The following is a 15,154-nucleotide window of genomic DNA, read 5'->3' as shown; positions in this document are numbered from 1 at the left end:
CGCCTTAGGCGTCCAGGCCGATGGCGAAGGCCGCCTCGAGGTCGTGCTGGGAGTAGGTGCGGAACGCCACGTGCGTGTCCGTGGCCTCGACGCCGGGGATCTTGCTGATCCGGCCCGGGATGACGTCCGCGAGCTCGTCGTGCCGGGCCACCCGCACCATGGCGACCAGGTCGTACGTCCCCGTGACGGAGTAGACCTCGCTGACGCTGTCGAGCGAAGCGATGGACTCCGCGATCTCGGGGATACGGTCGACGCTGGTCTTGATGAGCACGATCGCGGTGATCACGGCTGTAGGTCTCCTTGGGTCGCCCTGGCTGCGGGCTCCAGCTTAGGCGTTGTCCGATAGCACACCCACGCGCACAGGAAGCCGAAGACGAAGCCGGTGATGTGGGCGAGGTAGGCCGTTCCGGGACCCGTCTGCTGGACCTCGCCGGCCAGCCACTGCAGCACGAACCAGAAGATCAGCACCATCCAGGCGGGGAAGCGCAGCGGCAGGAAGAAGAGGAAGGGGAAGACGCTGGTCACCCGGGCCTTGGGGTAGAGGTAGAGGTACGCGCCGAGCACCCCGGAGATCGCCCCGGACGCGCCGACCAGGGTCTGGGTGGAGGAGGTGTGCCCGAGCGCGTAGCCGTACGTCGCCACGTAGCCCGAGGCGAGGTAGAAGAGCAGGAAGCGGAAGCGGCCCATGCGGTACTCGACGTTGTCGCCGAAGACCCACAGGAAGAGCATGTTGCCGAGCAGGTGGACCCAACTGCCGTGCACGAACATCGCGGTGAGCACCGAGACGGACGGCGAGGCGGCGAAGGACCCCAGCGGCGGGCAGCCGCTCGGCATCGGGACCCGCGTCAGGGGGATGCGGCCCTGCCAGAGCTCGGTGGGGAAGACACCCCAGCGGGCGAAGTACGTCGCCTGGGCGCACACCTGATCGTGGCCCGTGCCGTACACGTAGGTGAGCCCGGAGGACGGGCTGATGACGAAGAGCACCGCGCACAGCCCGATCAGGGCGTACGTCACCACGGGTGTGCGGCGGACGGGGTTCTTGTCGTACACCGGGATGACCATGGACCGATCATGACGGAACGGGTGTAACGGTCGTGGGGCGCCTCGCCGCAGCGCGCGGGACCACCGAGGCCGTAGGGTGACCGGAACGCATCCCGCGCGACCGAGGAGACGACCGATGACGGTGCCCCTGCCGACCGCCACGACTCGCTGGCGTTGCACGCTGTGCGGCAACCTGACCCGGTTCGACGTCACCCGTTCCAGCAAGGTCGTCGAGTACGTCCACCTGGACCTGGCGGGCGAGCCCTCGGTCGAGGAGCGCGAGGTGGTCAGCGAGACCGTGGAGTCGGTGCGCTGCCGCTGGTGCAACGCCGTGGACCAGGTCGAACTGGTCGACCGGCCGGACGCGGCGGCGGCGGCGCAGGCCTGAGCGCGGCCGGGGACAATAGAAGAATGCGGCGCGGCCAGAGAGGTTGAAGGAGGCCGGGGAGGCGCCCACGGACTGGACGGGAGTGACGGGTGGACGGGACCGGCGGTAACCCGGGCCGCGGCGACGAAGCGGCCGCGCCCGAGGCTGCGGCTACGGCTGCGCCGGAGGAGTCCGTCCACGGCGAGTCGCTGGACCGTCCGCTGCCCGAGGGCGTGCGGCATCGCGTGGTCGCCCTGGCTGCGGAGGCGTTCGGCGGGCTGACCCCGGCCGAGCTGCCCGCGGTACTGCGCCCCTACGCCCGCTTCACCCCCAGCCGTCGTGCCAAGTTCGCCGCGACCGCGCTGGCCACGGCCCTGGAGGGCGACCCGTCCTTCCGGCAGCGGGTGGGCGCCCGGCTGCGCGAGTCCGAGCCGGAGCTGTGCGAGGCGCTCGACGCCGGCACCCCGCCCCCCGCGGTCGACCCGCTCGACGTGGCGGCCGCCGCATATCTGCTGCGCCCCGCGGGCTGGGCCAAGCTCGTGGCCGCGGCGGGCGAGGAGGCCCAGCGGGTCAGCGCCGAACGGGCGGGTGAGGAGGTCCAGCGCGAGCTGCGGCAGCTGAAGGCGGAACTCGACGAGTCCCGCAACCAGGCCCGCACCGAGGCCGTACGGGTCCGCGCCGAGCTGGAGGCGGTCCGCAAGGAGGCCGAGTCGCTGCAGCGCAAGCTGCGCAGCGCCGCGAGCGACGTCAAGCGGGCCGAGGCCGCGCTGCGCAAGGTCGAGGCCGAACTGGAGGAGACGCGGGCGGCCGCCGCCGCGGAGAAGGCGTCGGCGGACGGCGAGGCGCGCCGGCTGCGGGCCCGGCTCGCCGAGGCCGAGCAGGCCGTCGAGGCGTCCCGCCGGGCGGCCCGGGAGGGCCGCAGCACCGAGGACATGCGTCTGCGGCTGCTGCTGGACACCGTGCTGGACGCCGCCTCGGGGCTGCGCCGGGAGCTGGCGCTGCCCCCGCGCGACACCATGGGCGCCCGGCCCGCGGACACCGTCGAGGCCGTGAAGCCGGGGGCGATCAGCCCGAAGGACATCGCGCGGCGCGCCCTGTCCGAGGACGACCCGGCGCTGCTGGACCAGTTGCTGGCGCTGCCGCAGTCCCATCTGGTGATCGACGGCTACAACGTGACCAAGACCGGTTATCCGGCGCTGCCGTTGGAGAAGCAGCGGCTGCGGCTGCTGGGGGGCCTGGCGGTGCTGGCGGCGCAGAGCGGCTCCGAGGTCACCTGCGTCTTCGACGGGGCCGATCTGGACGCCCCGGTGCTGCTGGCGCCGCCGCGCGGGGTGCGGGTGCTGTTCAGCAAGGCCGGTGAGACGGCCGACGAGTTGATCCGCCGTCTGGTTCGGGCGGAACCTCCCGGTCGTCCGATTGTGGTGGTTTCTTCCGATCGCGAAGTTGCTGACGGTGTGGCCCGTGCCGGCGCCCGCCCGGTCGCATCCACCTTGCTGCTGAAGCGACTTGCCCGGGTGTGACCTGGAGCACACCGTGAGGCGGGTGGGGCACCTTTCGGGGACTCAGCGTCAACTCGCCATCACTGCACGTGCGATATGTGTAAAGAAACCGCGGCCGAGCGACTTTTTTTCTTCAGGGATTTGATCCGATCACAAGATGGTCACTATGGTCGTGCTTCGAACCTCTGCCCAGTCGATCATCCACTCAGGATGGCGGCGGAGGTCCCGCCGATCTGAAGTGCCGTGCGTACGACGGGGGACGCCGACGCTCAGGGCCGGGGAACGCAGTTCCCGATGCATGCGGCAGGCGGCTGGAGGAAGAAGGAGCTCGCCCGAGTGGCGTCCCACCGTCGTCCCAAGCAGGCCAGTCGCACACGTGTCACCGTGCTCACCGCGACCGCCGCCGCAGCCGTCGCCCTGTCCGCGCAGGCGGCCCAGGCCGCTCCCGCCAAGCCGTCCGTCAAGAGCGTCAAGGCCAAGGTCGACGGCCTCTACGATCAGGCGGAGCAGGCGACCGAGAAGTTCAACGGCGCCAAGGAGAAGCAGGAGAAGCTCCAGAAGCAGGTCGAGGACGTCCAGGACGAGGTGGCCCGCCAGCAGGCCGAGCTCAACGACCTCCAGGACGACCTGGGCACCCTGGCCAGCGCCCAGTACCGCAGCGGCGGCATCGACCCGTCGCTCCAGCTCTTCCTCTCCTCCGACCCGGACACCTACCTCGACAAGGCGTCCACCCTCGACCAGCTGAGCACCAAGCAGGCCGAGGCGCTCAAGCAGATCGCGGAGAAGAAGCGCACCCTCAACCAGCAGAAGGCGGAGGCCGCGAGCAAGCTCAGCGAGCTCGACGAGACCCGCACCGAACTGGGCAAGAAGAAGAAGGAAGTCCAGGCGAAGCTCGCCGAGGCGCAGAAGCTGCTCAACTCGCTGACCGCCGCCCAGCGCGCCTCTCTGGCCGCCGCCGACGCCCGCGCCAACCGCTCCAACGAGCGCGTGGACCTGGGCAACGTCCCGCCCGCTTCCTCGCTGGCCGCCGCGGCCCTGTCCGCCGCCAAGACGAAGCTGGGTTCGCCCTACGTCTACGGCGCCACCGGCCCGAGCTCCTTCGACTGCTCCGGCCTCACCTCCTGGGCCTACGCCCAGGCCGGCGCGGGCATACCGCGCACCTCGCAGGCGCAGGCCAACGCCGGTACGCGGTTGTCGATGAGCCAGCTCGCGCCCGGCGACCTCGTGATCTTCTACGGCGACCAGCACCACGTCGCCCTCTACGCGGGCAACGGCATGGTCCTGCACGCGCCGCGCACCGGCACCGTCGTGCGGTACGAGTCCATCAACAACATGCCGTTCCAGTTCGGCGTCCGCATCTGAGATCCGGGTGCGACGACCGGAACCGGTTGAACCTATCGGGTGATCTCGTACGGTGACGGCCCGGCGGTGACCTGCGCAAGCGGAGCACCGCCCGGCCGCCCGGCGGTACACGGTCTTTGAACTCCCCGTGTCCGGCTGACTACTGTCAGCCGACGTGCCATCCCATCGACGCATTCCGCAGCCAGGCCGGGCCCCGCGTACCTCAAGGGCCACGGTCCTGACGGCGGCGGCCACAGCCGCCGCCGCGATGGCGGGCGCGGCCGCCACGGCGCAGACGGCCGCCGCCGACCCGGCGGACACCTCCGTCGATGTCGCGGCCCGCATCGACCACCTCTACACGCAGGCCGAGCGGGCCACCGAGCAGTTCAACGCCGCCCGCGAGAACACCCAGCGGCTCCGGCGCGAGGTGGAGGTGCTCCAGGACCGGGCCGCCCGCGGCCAGGAACGGGTCAACCGGCTCCGCGACGACCTCGGCACGCTCGCCGGGGCCCAGTACCGCGGCGGGGGAGTGGACCCCACCCTCGCCCTGCTGCTCTCGCCCGACCCCGCGACCTACCTCGACCGGGCCGCCACCCTCGACCGGATCAGCAGCCGCGGCAACGCGCGCCTCGGCGAACTCCGGTCCGCCCAGCGCTTCCTGGACCAGGAACGTTCCCGGGCCACCGAACGGCTCGGCGAGCTCGAGCGGGCCCGCACCAGCCTCACCGCCCGTAAGAAGGCCGTCCAGCACAAGCTGCTGGCGGCGGCGCGCCTGGTCAACTCCCTCTCCCCGGAGGAACGGGACCGGCTCGCCGACCGGCTGGAGGCCCGGGCCTCCCGCTCCGGCCGCAGCGTCGACATCCCCGACCTCGGTCCGCTCTCCCTGCGCGCCGCGAGCGCCGTCGCCGCCGCCCGCTCCGTCGTGGGCGCCCCCTACGTGTGGGGTGCCACCGGCCCCGGCTCCTTCGACTGCTCCGGACTGATGGTCTGGGCGTACCGCCAGGCCGGCGTCGGCCTGCCCCGCACCTCCCAGGCCCAGCTGAACGCCGGACGGCACGTGCCGCTCAGCCAGGCCCGCCCCGGCGACCTGGTCCTCTACCGCGGCGACGCCAGCCACGTCGCCATGTACGTCGGCGACGGCCAGGTCATCCACGCCCCCTACCCCGGTGCCCGGGTCCGCTACGACCCGGTCGCCATGCTGCCGATCTCCGCGGTGACCCGGCCCACGTGACCGCCGCCGCCGGGACCGTACGATCGGCGGCGTGGCCCTCTTCCGTTCACCGACCCGCGCCGTGGCCGCCGCGCTGTGCGGCGCGGCGGTGCTCCTCGCGGGCTGCGGGCCCTCGGGCGGCGGCGCGGTGGAGCAGGCGGGCCCCGGGGACCCGGTCGTCCGGCACCTGCTGGAACGCCGGGCCGACGCGGTCCTCGCCCACGACGAGAAGGCGTACCTGGCCGATGTGACGCCCGCCCGGCGCGCCGCCGAGCGGCAGGTCTTCCGCAACCTCGGGGAGCTGCCGCTCGCGTCCTGGTCGTACCGGCTGGTGTCGACCCAGGGCGCCGACCCGGTGACCGCCCGCGTCCGGCTGAGCTACCGCCTCAAGGGCTACGACAGCGCCCAGGTCACCGCCGACGACTCCCTGCTGCTGCGCACCGACGGCGGCGGACGCTGGCGGGTGGCCGGCGACGGCGACCCGGGCGGCCTGCTGTGGGAACAGGGCCCGCTGCACGTCGTCCGGGGCGGCCACAGCCTCGTCCTCGGCACCGGCGACCCGGCCGAGCTGGCCGGTTACGCCGCCGACGCGGACCGGGCCGTCCCGCAGGTGTGGCGGGCCTGGGGCGGGGCGGGCTGGACCGGGCGGGTGGTGCTCGAAGTGCCCTCCTCCCTGCGGCACATGGCGCAGCTGCTGGACGCCCCCGCGGAGACGTACGCGGGCGTCGCCGCCGTCACCACCGGGGAGGCCGGAGGCAGCGGCACCGCGCCCGCCGGACGCGTCATCGTCAACCCCGAGGCCTTCGCCGGGCTGTCGGCCTTCGGCCGCCAGGCCGTGCTCACCCACGAGACCACCCACGTCGCCACGCGCGCCGCGACGACCCCCCGCACCCCGATGTGGCTCTCCGAGGGCTTCGCCGACTGGGTCGCCTACCGGGACTCCGGCCGCACGCCGCAGAGCCTGGCCCCCGAGCTGCGCCGGGACGTCACGGCCTCGGGCCCGCCCGGGCACCTCCCCGCGGACGCCGACTTCGCGCCCGGCGCGCCCGCGCAGGCCCAGGCGTACGAAGGCGCCTGGCTGGCCTGCCGGCTCATCGCCGCCACGTGGGGCGCCGACCGGCTGGTCGCGCTGTACCGTTCCGGTGCGGATCTGCGCGGCACGCTCGGCATCGACGAGGACGCCCTCACCGAGCGCTGGCGGGCCTACGTCAAGGGGGAGTTGGCATGAGCGGCACGGACGGGGACTTCACGCCGGAGGAGACCGCCCGCGGCAGGGCGCTGCGCCGCGCACAGCTGCCCTACCTGCTCGGCGGCCGCCTCGCCGGGCTCGCCCTGCTGCTCGCGCTGGGACTGACCCCCGCGGGGGCCGCCCTCACCGGGCTGTTCGGCGACGACCGGGCCCTGCGCGTGCTGGCCGGCGGCCTGCTGCTGGTGCTGCTCCAGCAGGCGGTCACCCTGCCGTTCTCCGCCCGGGTCCGCGTCCTGCGGCGCCGCTACGGGCTCGTCACACAGGGCTGGGGCGGCTGGGCCGTCGACGTCCTGCGCGGCCTGCTCGTCTCCGTGCCGCTCGCGCTGGCCGCGCTGTACGGCTACTACGGGCTCGGCTGGGCCTGGGCGGCGCTGGGCGCCGTCTGCGCCGCCGTGGTGCTGTCCTGGCTCGCCCCGGTCGTCCTGGAACCGCTCTTCAACCGCTTCCGGCCGATGGAGGACGGGCCCCTGCGCGACGCCCTGCTGGCCCTGGCCGAGCGGGACGGCATCCCCGTGCGGGCGGTGCTCGTCGCCGACGCGTCCCGGCGGACGACCGCGCTCAACGCGTACGTCTCCGGCTTCGGGCGCACGCGGCGGATCGTCGCCTACGACACGCTGCTCGGCACGGCCCCGGCGGCGGAGGTCGAACTCGTCGTCGCCCACGAACTCGGCCACGTCAAGCACCGCGACGTGCCGCGCGGCACCCTGCTCGGCGCCGTCGGCGCGGGCGCGGGGGTGTGCGTGCTCTCCACCGTCATGGCCGCCACCTCCTACGGCACCGGCGACCCGCGCGGGCTCTTCCTGCTCGCCGCGGTGGCCGCGGTGCTGTCGGTGTGCGCCGGGCCGCTCGGCTGCGCGCTGAGCCGGCGCGTCGAGCGGCGGGCGGACACGCACGCGCTGCAACTCACCGGGGACGCCGAGCGGTTCATCGCCATGCAGCGCCGGCTCACCGTCACCAACGTCGCGGACCCCGACCCGCCACGCCTCCTGCACGTCCTCTTCGGCACCCACCCCACCGCCGTCCAGCGCATCGCCGCCGCCCGCGCGTTCGCCTCCGCGAGCTAGCCCGCGCGCCCTTGCGGCCGTTCGGCCTCGGGCGGGGGTGCGGACGGCGGTGCGTGCCGCGACACGGAGCGCCGGCCGGACCCGGAACACCACTTCCCGTCCGTCCCCGGGGTCACGGCGGTCCGCGTAGGGGGCCATGACGACCACGCGGGCCCTCACGGCCCGTCCGCGCCCGGCGTTCGCGCCCGCGTGTCCGGCCGTTGTGGGCCCGAGCGCAGGCCGTGCGGCCCGCCCGGGCGCACCCGGACACGCGCGGCCCGCGCGCTCAGGCGGCGAGGTCCGCCAGGGCCTCCGCGAGCCATTCGCGCTCCGCGTGACCCGTCGCGCGGGCGATGCGAAGCATGCCCTGGCGGAAGGGGTCGGCGGTCTCCTCGGCGCGCACGGGTCTGCCGCGGTCGTAGAAGAAGCTGGCCGGGGTCTCCAGGAACTCCAGGCGGCGCCGCAGCACCGCGGCCTGGGCCGCGGCGTCGGGGAGGTGCCTCAGGAAGGCGAGTACGGCGAAGAAGCGGGTGGCGTCGGTGATCTCGATCGGCTTGGGGTCGCGGAGCCGGGCGAGCAGCCGTGTGCGCCCCGCGTCGGTCAGCGAGAGCACGCGGCGGGGCGCGGCGCCGACGCCGGGCTCGGTGTGCTGGCTGACCAGACCGGCCGCGGTGAGGCGGCTGATGGCCGGGTAGAGGGCGCCGTCGCTGACCGGCCGGACGTGGCCGTTGAGTGCGGCGATGCGCTCCTTGAGCTCGTAGCCGTGCAGGGATTCCTCGTACAGGAAGCCCAGGATCGTGAGCTCCAGCACCGTTCGCCACCTTTCCCGGTCATGCGGTCCGACTTGTCCGTCCGGGCCCATGATGATACCTCTAAGCGCGGTACCTCGAAACGAGGTACGCCCTTGGGGAGGGGACCCATGACGCACCGCACCCGGCCGGCCGCGCCGGCCGGCCCGGTCTGCCCGCCGCGCCCTGGGTCATGGCCGCCTTCGGCGCCGAACCCGCGGTGGCCGCGGCCGGGACGGTGTTCCTGCGCACCCTGGGCCCGTACCTGCTGCTGCTGGCCTGCTTCATCGCCCTGGGCGGCGTCTTCCAGGGCGGCGGCGGAGCCGCGCTGCTCGTCCGGGTGACCCTGGCCGGCACCGTGGTGCAGCTGCCGCTGGCCTACCTGCTGGCCGGCCCGGCCGGGCTGGGGCTGACGGGCGTCGGCGTGGCGCTGGCCGTCGCCGCCGGGCTGCAGTGCCTGGCCGTGACGGCGGCCTTCACCAGGTCAGCAGCTTCTCGGCGTCCGGGCCGGGCTCCGGCAGACGCGTCCCGGGCGCCGTACGCGGCCTCTGCGGCAGACGCGCCGAGTCCACCCACAGCCGGCGGCAGGCGATGACCGAGGCGGCTACCAGCAGCCCGTTGCGGAGCAGCAGCAGCGTGATGCCGAGGTCGGTGCTGCCGACGACGTCGCCGAAGCGCACCGGGAACTCGTACAGGGTGAACACCGTCGCCACCAGCACCAGGGCCGCGGGCACCGCCATCACGCTGGCCCGCAGCGTGAGGCAGACGGCCGCCAGCCCGATCAGCCAGATCATGTACTGGGGGCTGATCACCCGGCTGGTCGTGGTGAAGAGCAGCACCGCGGTGAACGCCGCGTCGAAGGGCGTGTGCGCGTCGAACGTACGCGCCCGCAGCCGCCACAGCAGCAGCCAGGCGAAGGCGGTCACGGTCAGCCCCAGCGCGATGTCGCTGACCAGGCCCACGTGGGGCCCGAGGAACTCCATGGAGCCGTAGTTGAGCAGCACCTGCCCCTGCCAGCCGTGGTGCCGGGCGATGTGGAAGACCAGCGAGCCCAGGGACTCCACCTCGGTGCCCCGCTCGCCCTGGAAGCGCAGGAAGGCGAAGGCCCCCGGCGTCCACAGCCAGAAGCCCAGGGCGAGGACGCCCGCCCCGGCCACCGCGGCCGCCCAGATCCGGCGGTCGCGGACCCCGGCCAGCAGCAGCACCGGCCAGACCTTGAGCATCGCGCCGAACGCGATCAGCGCGCCCGCGACCCGGGGCCGGCGCACCGTCGCCAGCAGCGCGGCCACGGCCACCGCGGTGACCATGACGTCGTAGCGCGCGTACGCGGTGGGCCCCAGCAGCGGCACGCCCAGCACCCACACGTACGCCCCGGCCACCCGCCGCCCCTCGCCGCGCGAACCGCGCAGCAGCAGCGCGAAGGCGACCAGGTCGGCGGCGCAGGCGAGCCAGAAGAAGGCGGTCGCGTAGTCGAGGAAGGGCAGCACCGCGGGGGAGAGCACCGCGAGCGCGGCGGCCGGCGGGTACTGCCAGGTCACGTCGTGCTGGGGGAAGGACCCGGTCCGCAGGACCTCGTACCAGCCGTGGTAGATCACCGAGACGTCGGTCGTCACGTCCAGCGGGGACAGGCTCAGCACCTTGAAGACGTAGAGCAGCAGGAGGACCCTGGTGGCCACCCAGGCGAGGACCGGCCCGACCGGGAGCCGCTTGCCGCTGTCGCCTGCCATGTCCACCTCGTCGAATCGGTTCTGCTGTGATGATGCACGATGCCGGTCGCACCCGTGGACAGGCGTGTGGAGCTTAGACGCGCGGGGGACCGCGGTCGGTTGCCGCGGACCCCACCGGATACCCTCGGCGACGTATGGACAAGACCCTGATCGTCACCAACGACTTCCCGCCACGCCCCGGTGGCATCCAGGCGTTCGTGCACAGCATGGCGCTGCGCCTCGATCCCGGCCGGGTGGTGGTGTACGCGTCGACCTGGCGGGACGGCTCCGAGGTCGCCGCGTTCGACGCCGAGCAGCCCTTCCCGGTCGTACGTGATCGTACGACGATGTTGCTGCCGACCCCGAGGGTGACCCGGCGGGCCGCCGGGCTCCTTCGCGAGCACGGGTGCACGTCGGTGTGGTTCGGGGCGGCGGCCCCGCTCGGGCTGATGGCGCCCGCGCTGCGCAGGGCGGGGGCGCGCCGGCTGGTGGCGACCACCCACGGGCACGAGGCGGGGTGGGCGCAGCTGCCGGCCAGCCGCACGCTGCTGCGGCGGATCGGCGAGGGCACCGACACCCTCACCTACCTGGGCGAGTACACCCGGTCGCGGATCGCCCGGGCGCTGACACCCGAGGCCGCCGGGCGCATGGTGCAGCTGCCGCCGGGCGTGGACGAGAAGACCTTCCACCCGGCGTCCGGCGGCGCGGCCGTACGGGCCCGGCTGGGGCTCACCGACCGGCCGGTCGTCGTCTGCGTCTCCCGCCTGGTGCCGCGCAAGGGCCAGGACACCCTGATCGAGGCGATGCCGCTGATCCTGGCCGCGCAGCCGGACGCCGTCCTGCTGGTCGTGGGCGGCGGCCCGTACGCGGACGACCTGAAGCGGCTCGCCGGGCGGACCGGGGTGGCGGATTCGGTGCGCTTCACCGGGGCCGTGCCGTGGGCGGAGCTGCCCGCGCACTTCGGCGCCGGCGACGTCTTCGCCATGCCGTGCCGCACGCGCCGCGGCGGGCTGGACGTCGAGGGGCTCGGCATCGTCTACCTGGAGGCCTCGGCCACCGGGCTGCCGGTCGTCGCGGGCGACTCCGGCGGGGCGCCGGACGCGGTGCTGGACGGCGAGACCGGCTGGGTGGTGCGCGGCGGGGAGCCGGCGGAGGCCGCCGAGCGGATCCTGGCGCTGCTGGGCGACGCGGAGCTGCGGCGCCGGATGGGCGAGCGCGGGCGCAAGTGGGTCGAGGACGCCTGGCGGTGGGATCTGCTCGCCGACCGGCTCAAGGCCCTCCTCTAGCTGGAGGACCGCGAGCCGTAGAAGACCATGAGCGCGCGGTATGGGCGGAACCGGCCGTTCCGCCCATGATGCGCCCATGACAGCAAACCTGACGCGCCGTCAGATGTTGGGCATGGCAGCCCTGCAGACGGCATCCGTGATGGGACTCACCCGCATCGGGCTCTCCCCGGCCGCCGCGGCGGACCGGGAACCGGCCGGACACGTACCGGCCGTCGTCGTCGGCTCCGGCTACGGAGGCGCGGTCGCGGCGTTACGCCTGGCCGAGGCGGGCGTGGACACCCTCGTACTGGAGATGGGGCGGGCGTGGGACACGCCGTCCCCCACCGACGGCAAGGTCTTCTGCGACACCGCCTCGCCGGACCGGCGCTCCATGTGGTTCCGCACCCGCACCGCGGCCCCCCTCGCCACCTTCCTCTGGCTCGACGTGGTCAACAAGGACATCACCCCGTACCCCGGCGTCCTGGACCGCGTCGACCACCCCGGCATGTCCGTCTACGTCGGCCGCGGGGTCGGCGGCGGCTCCCTCGTCAACGGCGGCATGGCCGTCACGCCGGACCGCGGCTACTTCCGCGAGGTGTTCCCGCAGGTCGACGCCGACGCCATGTACGGAACGTGGTTCCCGCTGGCCAACCGCATGCTCGGCGTCAACACCGTCGCGCCCGACTGGTTCGAGGGCACCGAGTGGTACCGGTTCACCCGCGTCGCGCGCGCCCAGGCCGCCAGGGCCGGGCTCGCCACCACCTTCGTGCCCAACGTCTACGACTTCGCGTACATGCGGCGCGAGGCCGCGGGCACCGCCACGAAGTCCGCCCTGGCCCAGGAGGTCATCTACGGCAACAACTTCGGCAAGCGCAGCCTCGACCGGACGTACCTCGCCGCCGCCCTCGGCACCGGCAGGGTCACCATCGAGACGCTCAGCCGCGTCAGGGCGATCCGCCGCGACCCCGACGGCGGTTACGTGCTCACGGTCGCGCAGAGCGACCTCACCGGCGCCGTCGTCGCCACCCGTGAGGTCGGCTGCGGGGCCCTCTTCCTCGCGGCCGGCAGCCTCGGCACCACCGAACTGCTGCTGCGCGCCCGGGACACGGGCGCCCTGCCCGACCTCAGCCCCGCCGTCGGCAAGGGCTGGGCGGGCAACGGCAACATCATGCTCGGCCGCGCCAACCACGTGTGGAACCCCACCGGCGCCCACCAGTCGACCATCCCCGTGATGGGCATCGACGACCGGGCCAACGCCGCCAACCCGGTGTTCGCCGAGATCGCCCCGCTCCCCATCGGCCTGGAGACGTGGATCAGCCTCTACCTCGCGATCACCAGGAACCCCGAGCGCGGCAGCTTCGTCTACGACCCGGCCACCGACGCCGCCGTGCTCGACTGGACGCGCTCCCAGAACCAGCCCTCGGTCGCCGCCGCGAAGAACCTCTTCGACCGCGTCAACCGGGCCAACGCCACCATCTACCGGTACGACCTGTTCGGCGGCAACCGCGTCTTCGCCGACGACTTCTGCTACCACCCGCTCGGCGGCTGCGTCCTCGGCAGCGCCACCGACGCCTACGGCCGCGCGAACGGCTACGACCGCCTGTACGTCGTCGACGGCTCGCTCGTCCCCGGCTCCATCGGGGTCAACCCGTTCGTCACCATCACCGCCCTGGCCGAGCGCACCATGGCCCGGGTCCTGGCCCAGGACGGCATCACCTAGGGTCCGGGAACGCCGGTGGCCGCCGTACGCGCGAGGCGTACGACGGCCACCGTCAGCAGGAGCGGGGTCGCCGGCGGGGGCTCACCCGCCGTAGATCGCGGCGATCTCGTCCGCGAAGTCGCGCAGCACCACGTTGCGCTTGAGCTTCAGCGAGGGCGTCACGTGGCCGGACTCCTCCGTGAACTGCGCCGCCAGGACGCGGAACTTCTTCACCGCCTCCGCCTTGGAAACCGCTGCGTTGCCGTCGTCGATCGCCGACTGCACCTCGGCCAGCAGCTCCGGGTCCTCGCGCAACTCCCCGACGCCGCGGCCGGACTTGCCGTGCTGCTCGGCCCACCGGGGCAGGAACTCCTCGTCCAGGGTGACGAGCGCGCCGATGAAGGGCTTGCCGTCGCCGACCACCATGCACTCCGCGACCAGCGCGTGGGCGCGGATCCGGTCCTCGATCACCGCCGGGGCGACGTTCTTGCCGCCCGCGGTGACGATGATCTCCTTCTTGCGGCCGGTGATGGAGATGTAGCCGTCCTCGTCGAGCGTCCCGATGTCGCCGGTGTGGAACCAGCCGTCGGTGACGGCCTCGGCGGTGGCCGCCTCGTTGTTCCAGTAGCCGGAGAACAGGTGCTCGCCGTGGAGCAGGACCTCGCCGTCGTCGGCGATGCGGACCGTGGAGCCCGGCAGCGGCTGGCCGACCGTCCCGATCTTGGTGCGGTCCCAGGGGTTGAAGGCGGTGGCCGCGCAGGACTCGGTCAGGCCGTAGCCCTCCAGCACCGTGAAGCCGATGCCGCGGTAGAAGTGGCCCAGCCGTTCGCCCAGCGGCGCCCCGCCGGAGATCGAGTACTCGGCGCGGCCGCCGAGCACGGCGCGCAGCTTGCTGTAGACCAGCCGGTCGAAGACCTTGTGCTGGAACTTCAGGCCCAGCGAGGGACCGCTCGCCGAGTCCACCGCGCGGCTGTACGCGATCGCCACGTCGGTGGCCCTGTCGAAGATCTTCCCCTTGCCGCCGGCCTGCGCCTGGGCGCGGGCGGCGTTGTAGACCTTCTCGAAGACCCGCGGCACGCCCAGCAGCAGCGTCGGCCGGAAGGCGGCCAGTTCGCCGGTGAGGTTCTTGACGTCGCCGACGTGCCCGAGCTTGATCGGCGCCATGACGGCGGCGACCTCGACCAGCCGGCCGAAGACGTGCGCGAGCGGCAGGAAGAGCAGGATCGAGGAGTCACCGGTGCGGAAGAGCGGCTTCAGGCGCTCCACGACGTTGCCGCACTCGGCGAAGAACGCGCGGTGCGTGAGCACACAGCCCTTGGGGCGCCCGGTGGTGCCCGAGGTGTAGACGATGGTGGCCGGGGAGTCCGCCTTGGCCCAGGCGCCGCGCTCGTCCGCCGTCGCGTCCGCGACGTCCGTGCCCGCCGCGCCGAGGGTCTCGACCGCGCCCGCCTCGATCCGCCACACGTGCTTCAGCTGCGGAAGCCGGTCGCGCACCGACTCCACGGCCTTCTCGTGGCCCTCGGTCTCCACGACGGCCGCGACGGCGCCGGAGTCACCGAGGATCCACTCGATCTGCTCGGCGGAGGAGGTCTCGTAGACCGGGACGGTGACCGCGCCCGCGCTCCAGACGGCGAAGTCGAAGAGCGTCCACTCGTACCGGGTGCGGGAGATCAGGGCCACCCGGTCGCCGGGCTGGACGCCCGAGGCGATCAGGCCCTTGGCGGCGGCACGGACCTCGGCGAGGAAGGCGGTGGCGGTGACGTCCGCCCAGTCGCCCGCCGCGGTCTTCCGGGCGATGACGGCGACCTCGGGGTGCTGAGCGGCGTTGCGGCGGATGAGATCCGTCAGGTTCCCGTCGGCCGGGACCTCGTAGAGAGCCGGAAGGCTGAACTCGCGCAAAACTGCTGCTCCTCATCGGCGCCGGCGGCGGTGCTGGCTGCGTCCAC

Annotated in this window: 14 protein-coding genes; 9 read left to right on the top strand and 5 right to left on the bottom strand. The window is 73.5% G+C overall.

The genetic code is table 11. From position 1 onward, the window contains the following. Nucleotides 1-4 precede the first annotated feature (4 nt). Both ABZ479_RS03155 and ABZ479_RS03150 read right to left on the bottom strand, forming a co-directional pair. A complete protein-coding gene (locus tag ABZ479_RS03155; protein ID WP_499598028.1) occupies nucleotides 5-286 on the bottom strand; it encodes an Lrp/AsnC family transcriptional regulator in 282 nt (93 codons plus the stop codon). Beyond that, nucleotides 283-1,062 (bottom strand): rhomboid family intramembrane serine protease, encoded by a 780-nt coding sequence (locus ABZ479_RS03150; RefSeq protein ID WP_500459567.1) that lies wholly within the window; start codon nucleotides 1,060-1,062, stop codon nucleotides 283-285. Before ABZ479_RS03150 ends, ABZ479_RS03155 begins: the two co-directional genes overlap by 4 nt. A gap of 115 nt (nucleotides 1,063-1,177) precedes the next feature. Between ABZ479_RS03150 and ABZ479_RS03145 the strand changes: the two genes are divergently transcribed. From ABZ479_RS03145 to ABZ479_RS03120, 6 genes are all read left to right on the top strand, one after another. Next, nucleotides 1,178-1,429, top strand: coding sequence for a hypothetical protein (locus ABZ479_RS03145; protein ID WP_499598022.1), 252 nt, complete (start codon nucleotides 1,178-1,180; stop codon nucleotides 1,427-1,429). Between the two features lie 89 nt (nucleotides 1,430-1,518). Next, nucleotides 1,519-2,928 carry an NYN domain-containing protein gene (locus tag ABZ479_RS03140; protein WP_500459566.1) on the top strand — a complete coding sequence of 470 codons (1,410 nt, stop codon included), beginning with the start codon at nucleotides 1,519-1,521 and terminating at the stop codon, nucleotides 2,926-2,928. A gap of 315 nt (nucleotides 2,929-3,243) precedes the next feature. Beyond that, complete coding sequence (locus ABZ479_RS03135) at nucleotides 3,244-4,269, top strand: C40 family peptidase (protein WP_500459565.1); 1,026 nt, start codon at nucleotides 3,244-3,246, stop codon at nucleotides 4,267-4,269. Nucleotides 4,270-4,423: 154 nt separating this feature from the next. After that, the gene (locus ABZ479_RS03130; RefSeq protein ID WP_500459564.1) at nucleotides 4,424-5,479 is read left to right on the top strand and encodes a C40 family peptidase; all 1,056 of its coding nucleotides are present in this window, start codon (nucleotides 4,424-4,426) and stop codon (nucleotides 5,477-5,479) included. Between the two features lie 31 nt (nucleotides 5,480-5,510). Beyond that, a complete protein-coding gene (locus ABZ479_RS03125) occupies nucleotides 5,511-6,686 on the top strand; it encodes a hypothetical protein (RefSeq protein WP_500459563.1) in 1,176 nt (391 codons plus the stop codon). Further along, nucleotides 6,683-7,771, top strand: a complete 1,089-nt coding sequence (locus ABZ479_RS03120; protein ID WP_500459562.1) for a M48 family metallopeptidase — start codon at nucleotides 6,683-6,685, stop codon at nucleotides 7,769-7,771. The genes ABZ479_RS03125 and ABZ479_RS03120 overlap by 4 nt, the downstream gene beginning before the upstream one ends. 265 nt (nucleotides 7,772-8,036) lie before the next feature. On the opposite strand, the gene ABZ479_RS03115 is transcribed toward ABZ479_RS03120, so the two are convergent. Next, complete coding sequence (locus ABZ479_RS03115) at nucleotides 8,037-8,561, bottom strand: PadR family transcriptional regulator (protein WP_500459561.1); 525 nt, start codon at nucleotides 8,559-8,561, stop codon at nucleotides 8,037-8,039. Between the two features lie 149 nt (nucleotides 8,562-8,710). Between ABZ479_RS03115 and ABZ479_RS03110 the strand changes: the two genes are divergently transcribed. Further along, complete coding sequence (locus ABZ479_RS03110) at nucleotides 8,711-9,133, top strand: MATE family efflux transporter (protein ID WP_500459740.1); 423 nt, start codon at nucleotides 8,711-8,713, stop codon at nucleotides 9,131-9,133. Here the strand turns inward: ABZ479_RS03110 and ABZ479_RS03105 are convergent. Next, entirely contained in the window at nucleotides 9,015-10,265 is a 1,251-nt protein-coding gene (locus ABZ479_RS03105) for a glycosyltransferase 87 family protein (protein WP_500459559.1), read from the bottom strand. The two genes, ABZ479_RS03110 and ABZ479_RS03105, sit on opposite strands and share 119 nt — an antisense overlap. Before the next feature lie 134 nt (nucleotides 10,266-10,399). On the opposite strand from ABZ479_RS03105, the gene ABZ479_RS03100 reads away from it, so the two are divergent. Both ABZ479_RS03100 and ABZ479_RS03095 read left to right on the top strand, forming a co-directional pair. Beyond that, on the top strand, nucleotides 10,400-11,530 hold the full coding sequence (locus ABZ479_RS03100; protein ID WP_500459558.1) for a glycosyltransferase family 4 protein: 1,131 nt from the start codon (nucleotides 10,400-10,402) through the stop codon (nucleotides 11,528-11,530). 76 nt (nucleotides 11,531-11,606) lie between these two features. Then, the gene (locus tag ABZ479_RS03095; protein ID WP_500459557.1) at nucleotides 11,607-13,229 is read left to right on the top strand and encodes a GMC oxidoreductase; all 1,623 of its coding nucleotides are present in this window, start codon (nucleotides 11,607-11,609) and stop codon (nucleotides 13,227-13,229) included. 81 nt (nucleotides 13,230-13,310) lie between these two features. Here the strand turns inward: ABZ479_RS03095 and ABZ479_RS03090 are convergent, their stop codons facing one another. Next, complete coding sequence (locus ABZ479_RS03090) at nucleotides 13,311-15,107, bottom strand: AMP-dependent synthetase/ligase (protein ID WP_500459556.1); 1,797 nt, start codon at nucleotides 15,105-15,107, stop codon at nucleotides 13,311-13,313. Nucleotides 15,108-15,154 lie beyond the last annotated feature (47 nt).

Origin of the sequence: Streptomyces sp. NPDC005722, from assembly GCF_040630935.1 — a bacterium.
Taxonomy (GTDB): Bacteria; Actinomycetota; Actinomycetes; order Streptomycetales; family Streptomycetaceae; genus Actinacidiphila.
Note: the sequence above shows the minus strand (reverse complement) of the source record. Positions and strands in the feature narration are given on the sequence as shown.

Coding starts and splice junctions, on each gene's coding strand:
- ABZ479_RS03150 (WP_500459567.1), bottom strand. CDS start 1,062: ATGGTCATCCCGGTGTACGACAAGAACCCCGTCCGCCGCACACCCGTG.
- ABZ479_RS03145 (WP_499598022.1), top strand. CDS start 1,178: ATGACGGTGCCCCTGCCGACCGCCACGACTCGCTGGCGTTGCACGCTG.
- ABZ479_RS03120 (WP_500459562.1), top strand. CDS start 6,683: ATGAGCGGCACGGACGGGGACTTCACGCCGGAGGAGACCGCCCGCGGC.
- ABZ479_RS03105 (WP_500459559.1), bottom strand. CDS start 10,265: ATGGCAGGCGACAGCGGCAAGCGGCTCCCGGTCGGGCCGGTCCTCGCC.
- ABZ479_RS03100 (WP_500459558.1), top strand. CDS start 10,400: ATGGACAAGACCCTGATCGTCACCAACGACTTCCCGCCACGCCCCGGT.
- ABZ479_RS03095 (WP_500459557.1), top strand. CDS start 11,607: ATGACAGCAAACCTGACGCGCCGTCAGATGTTGGGCATGGCAGCCCTG.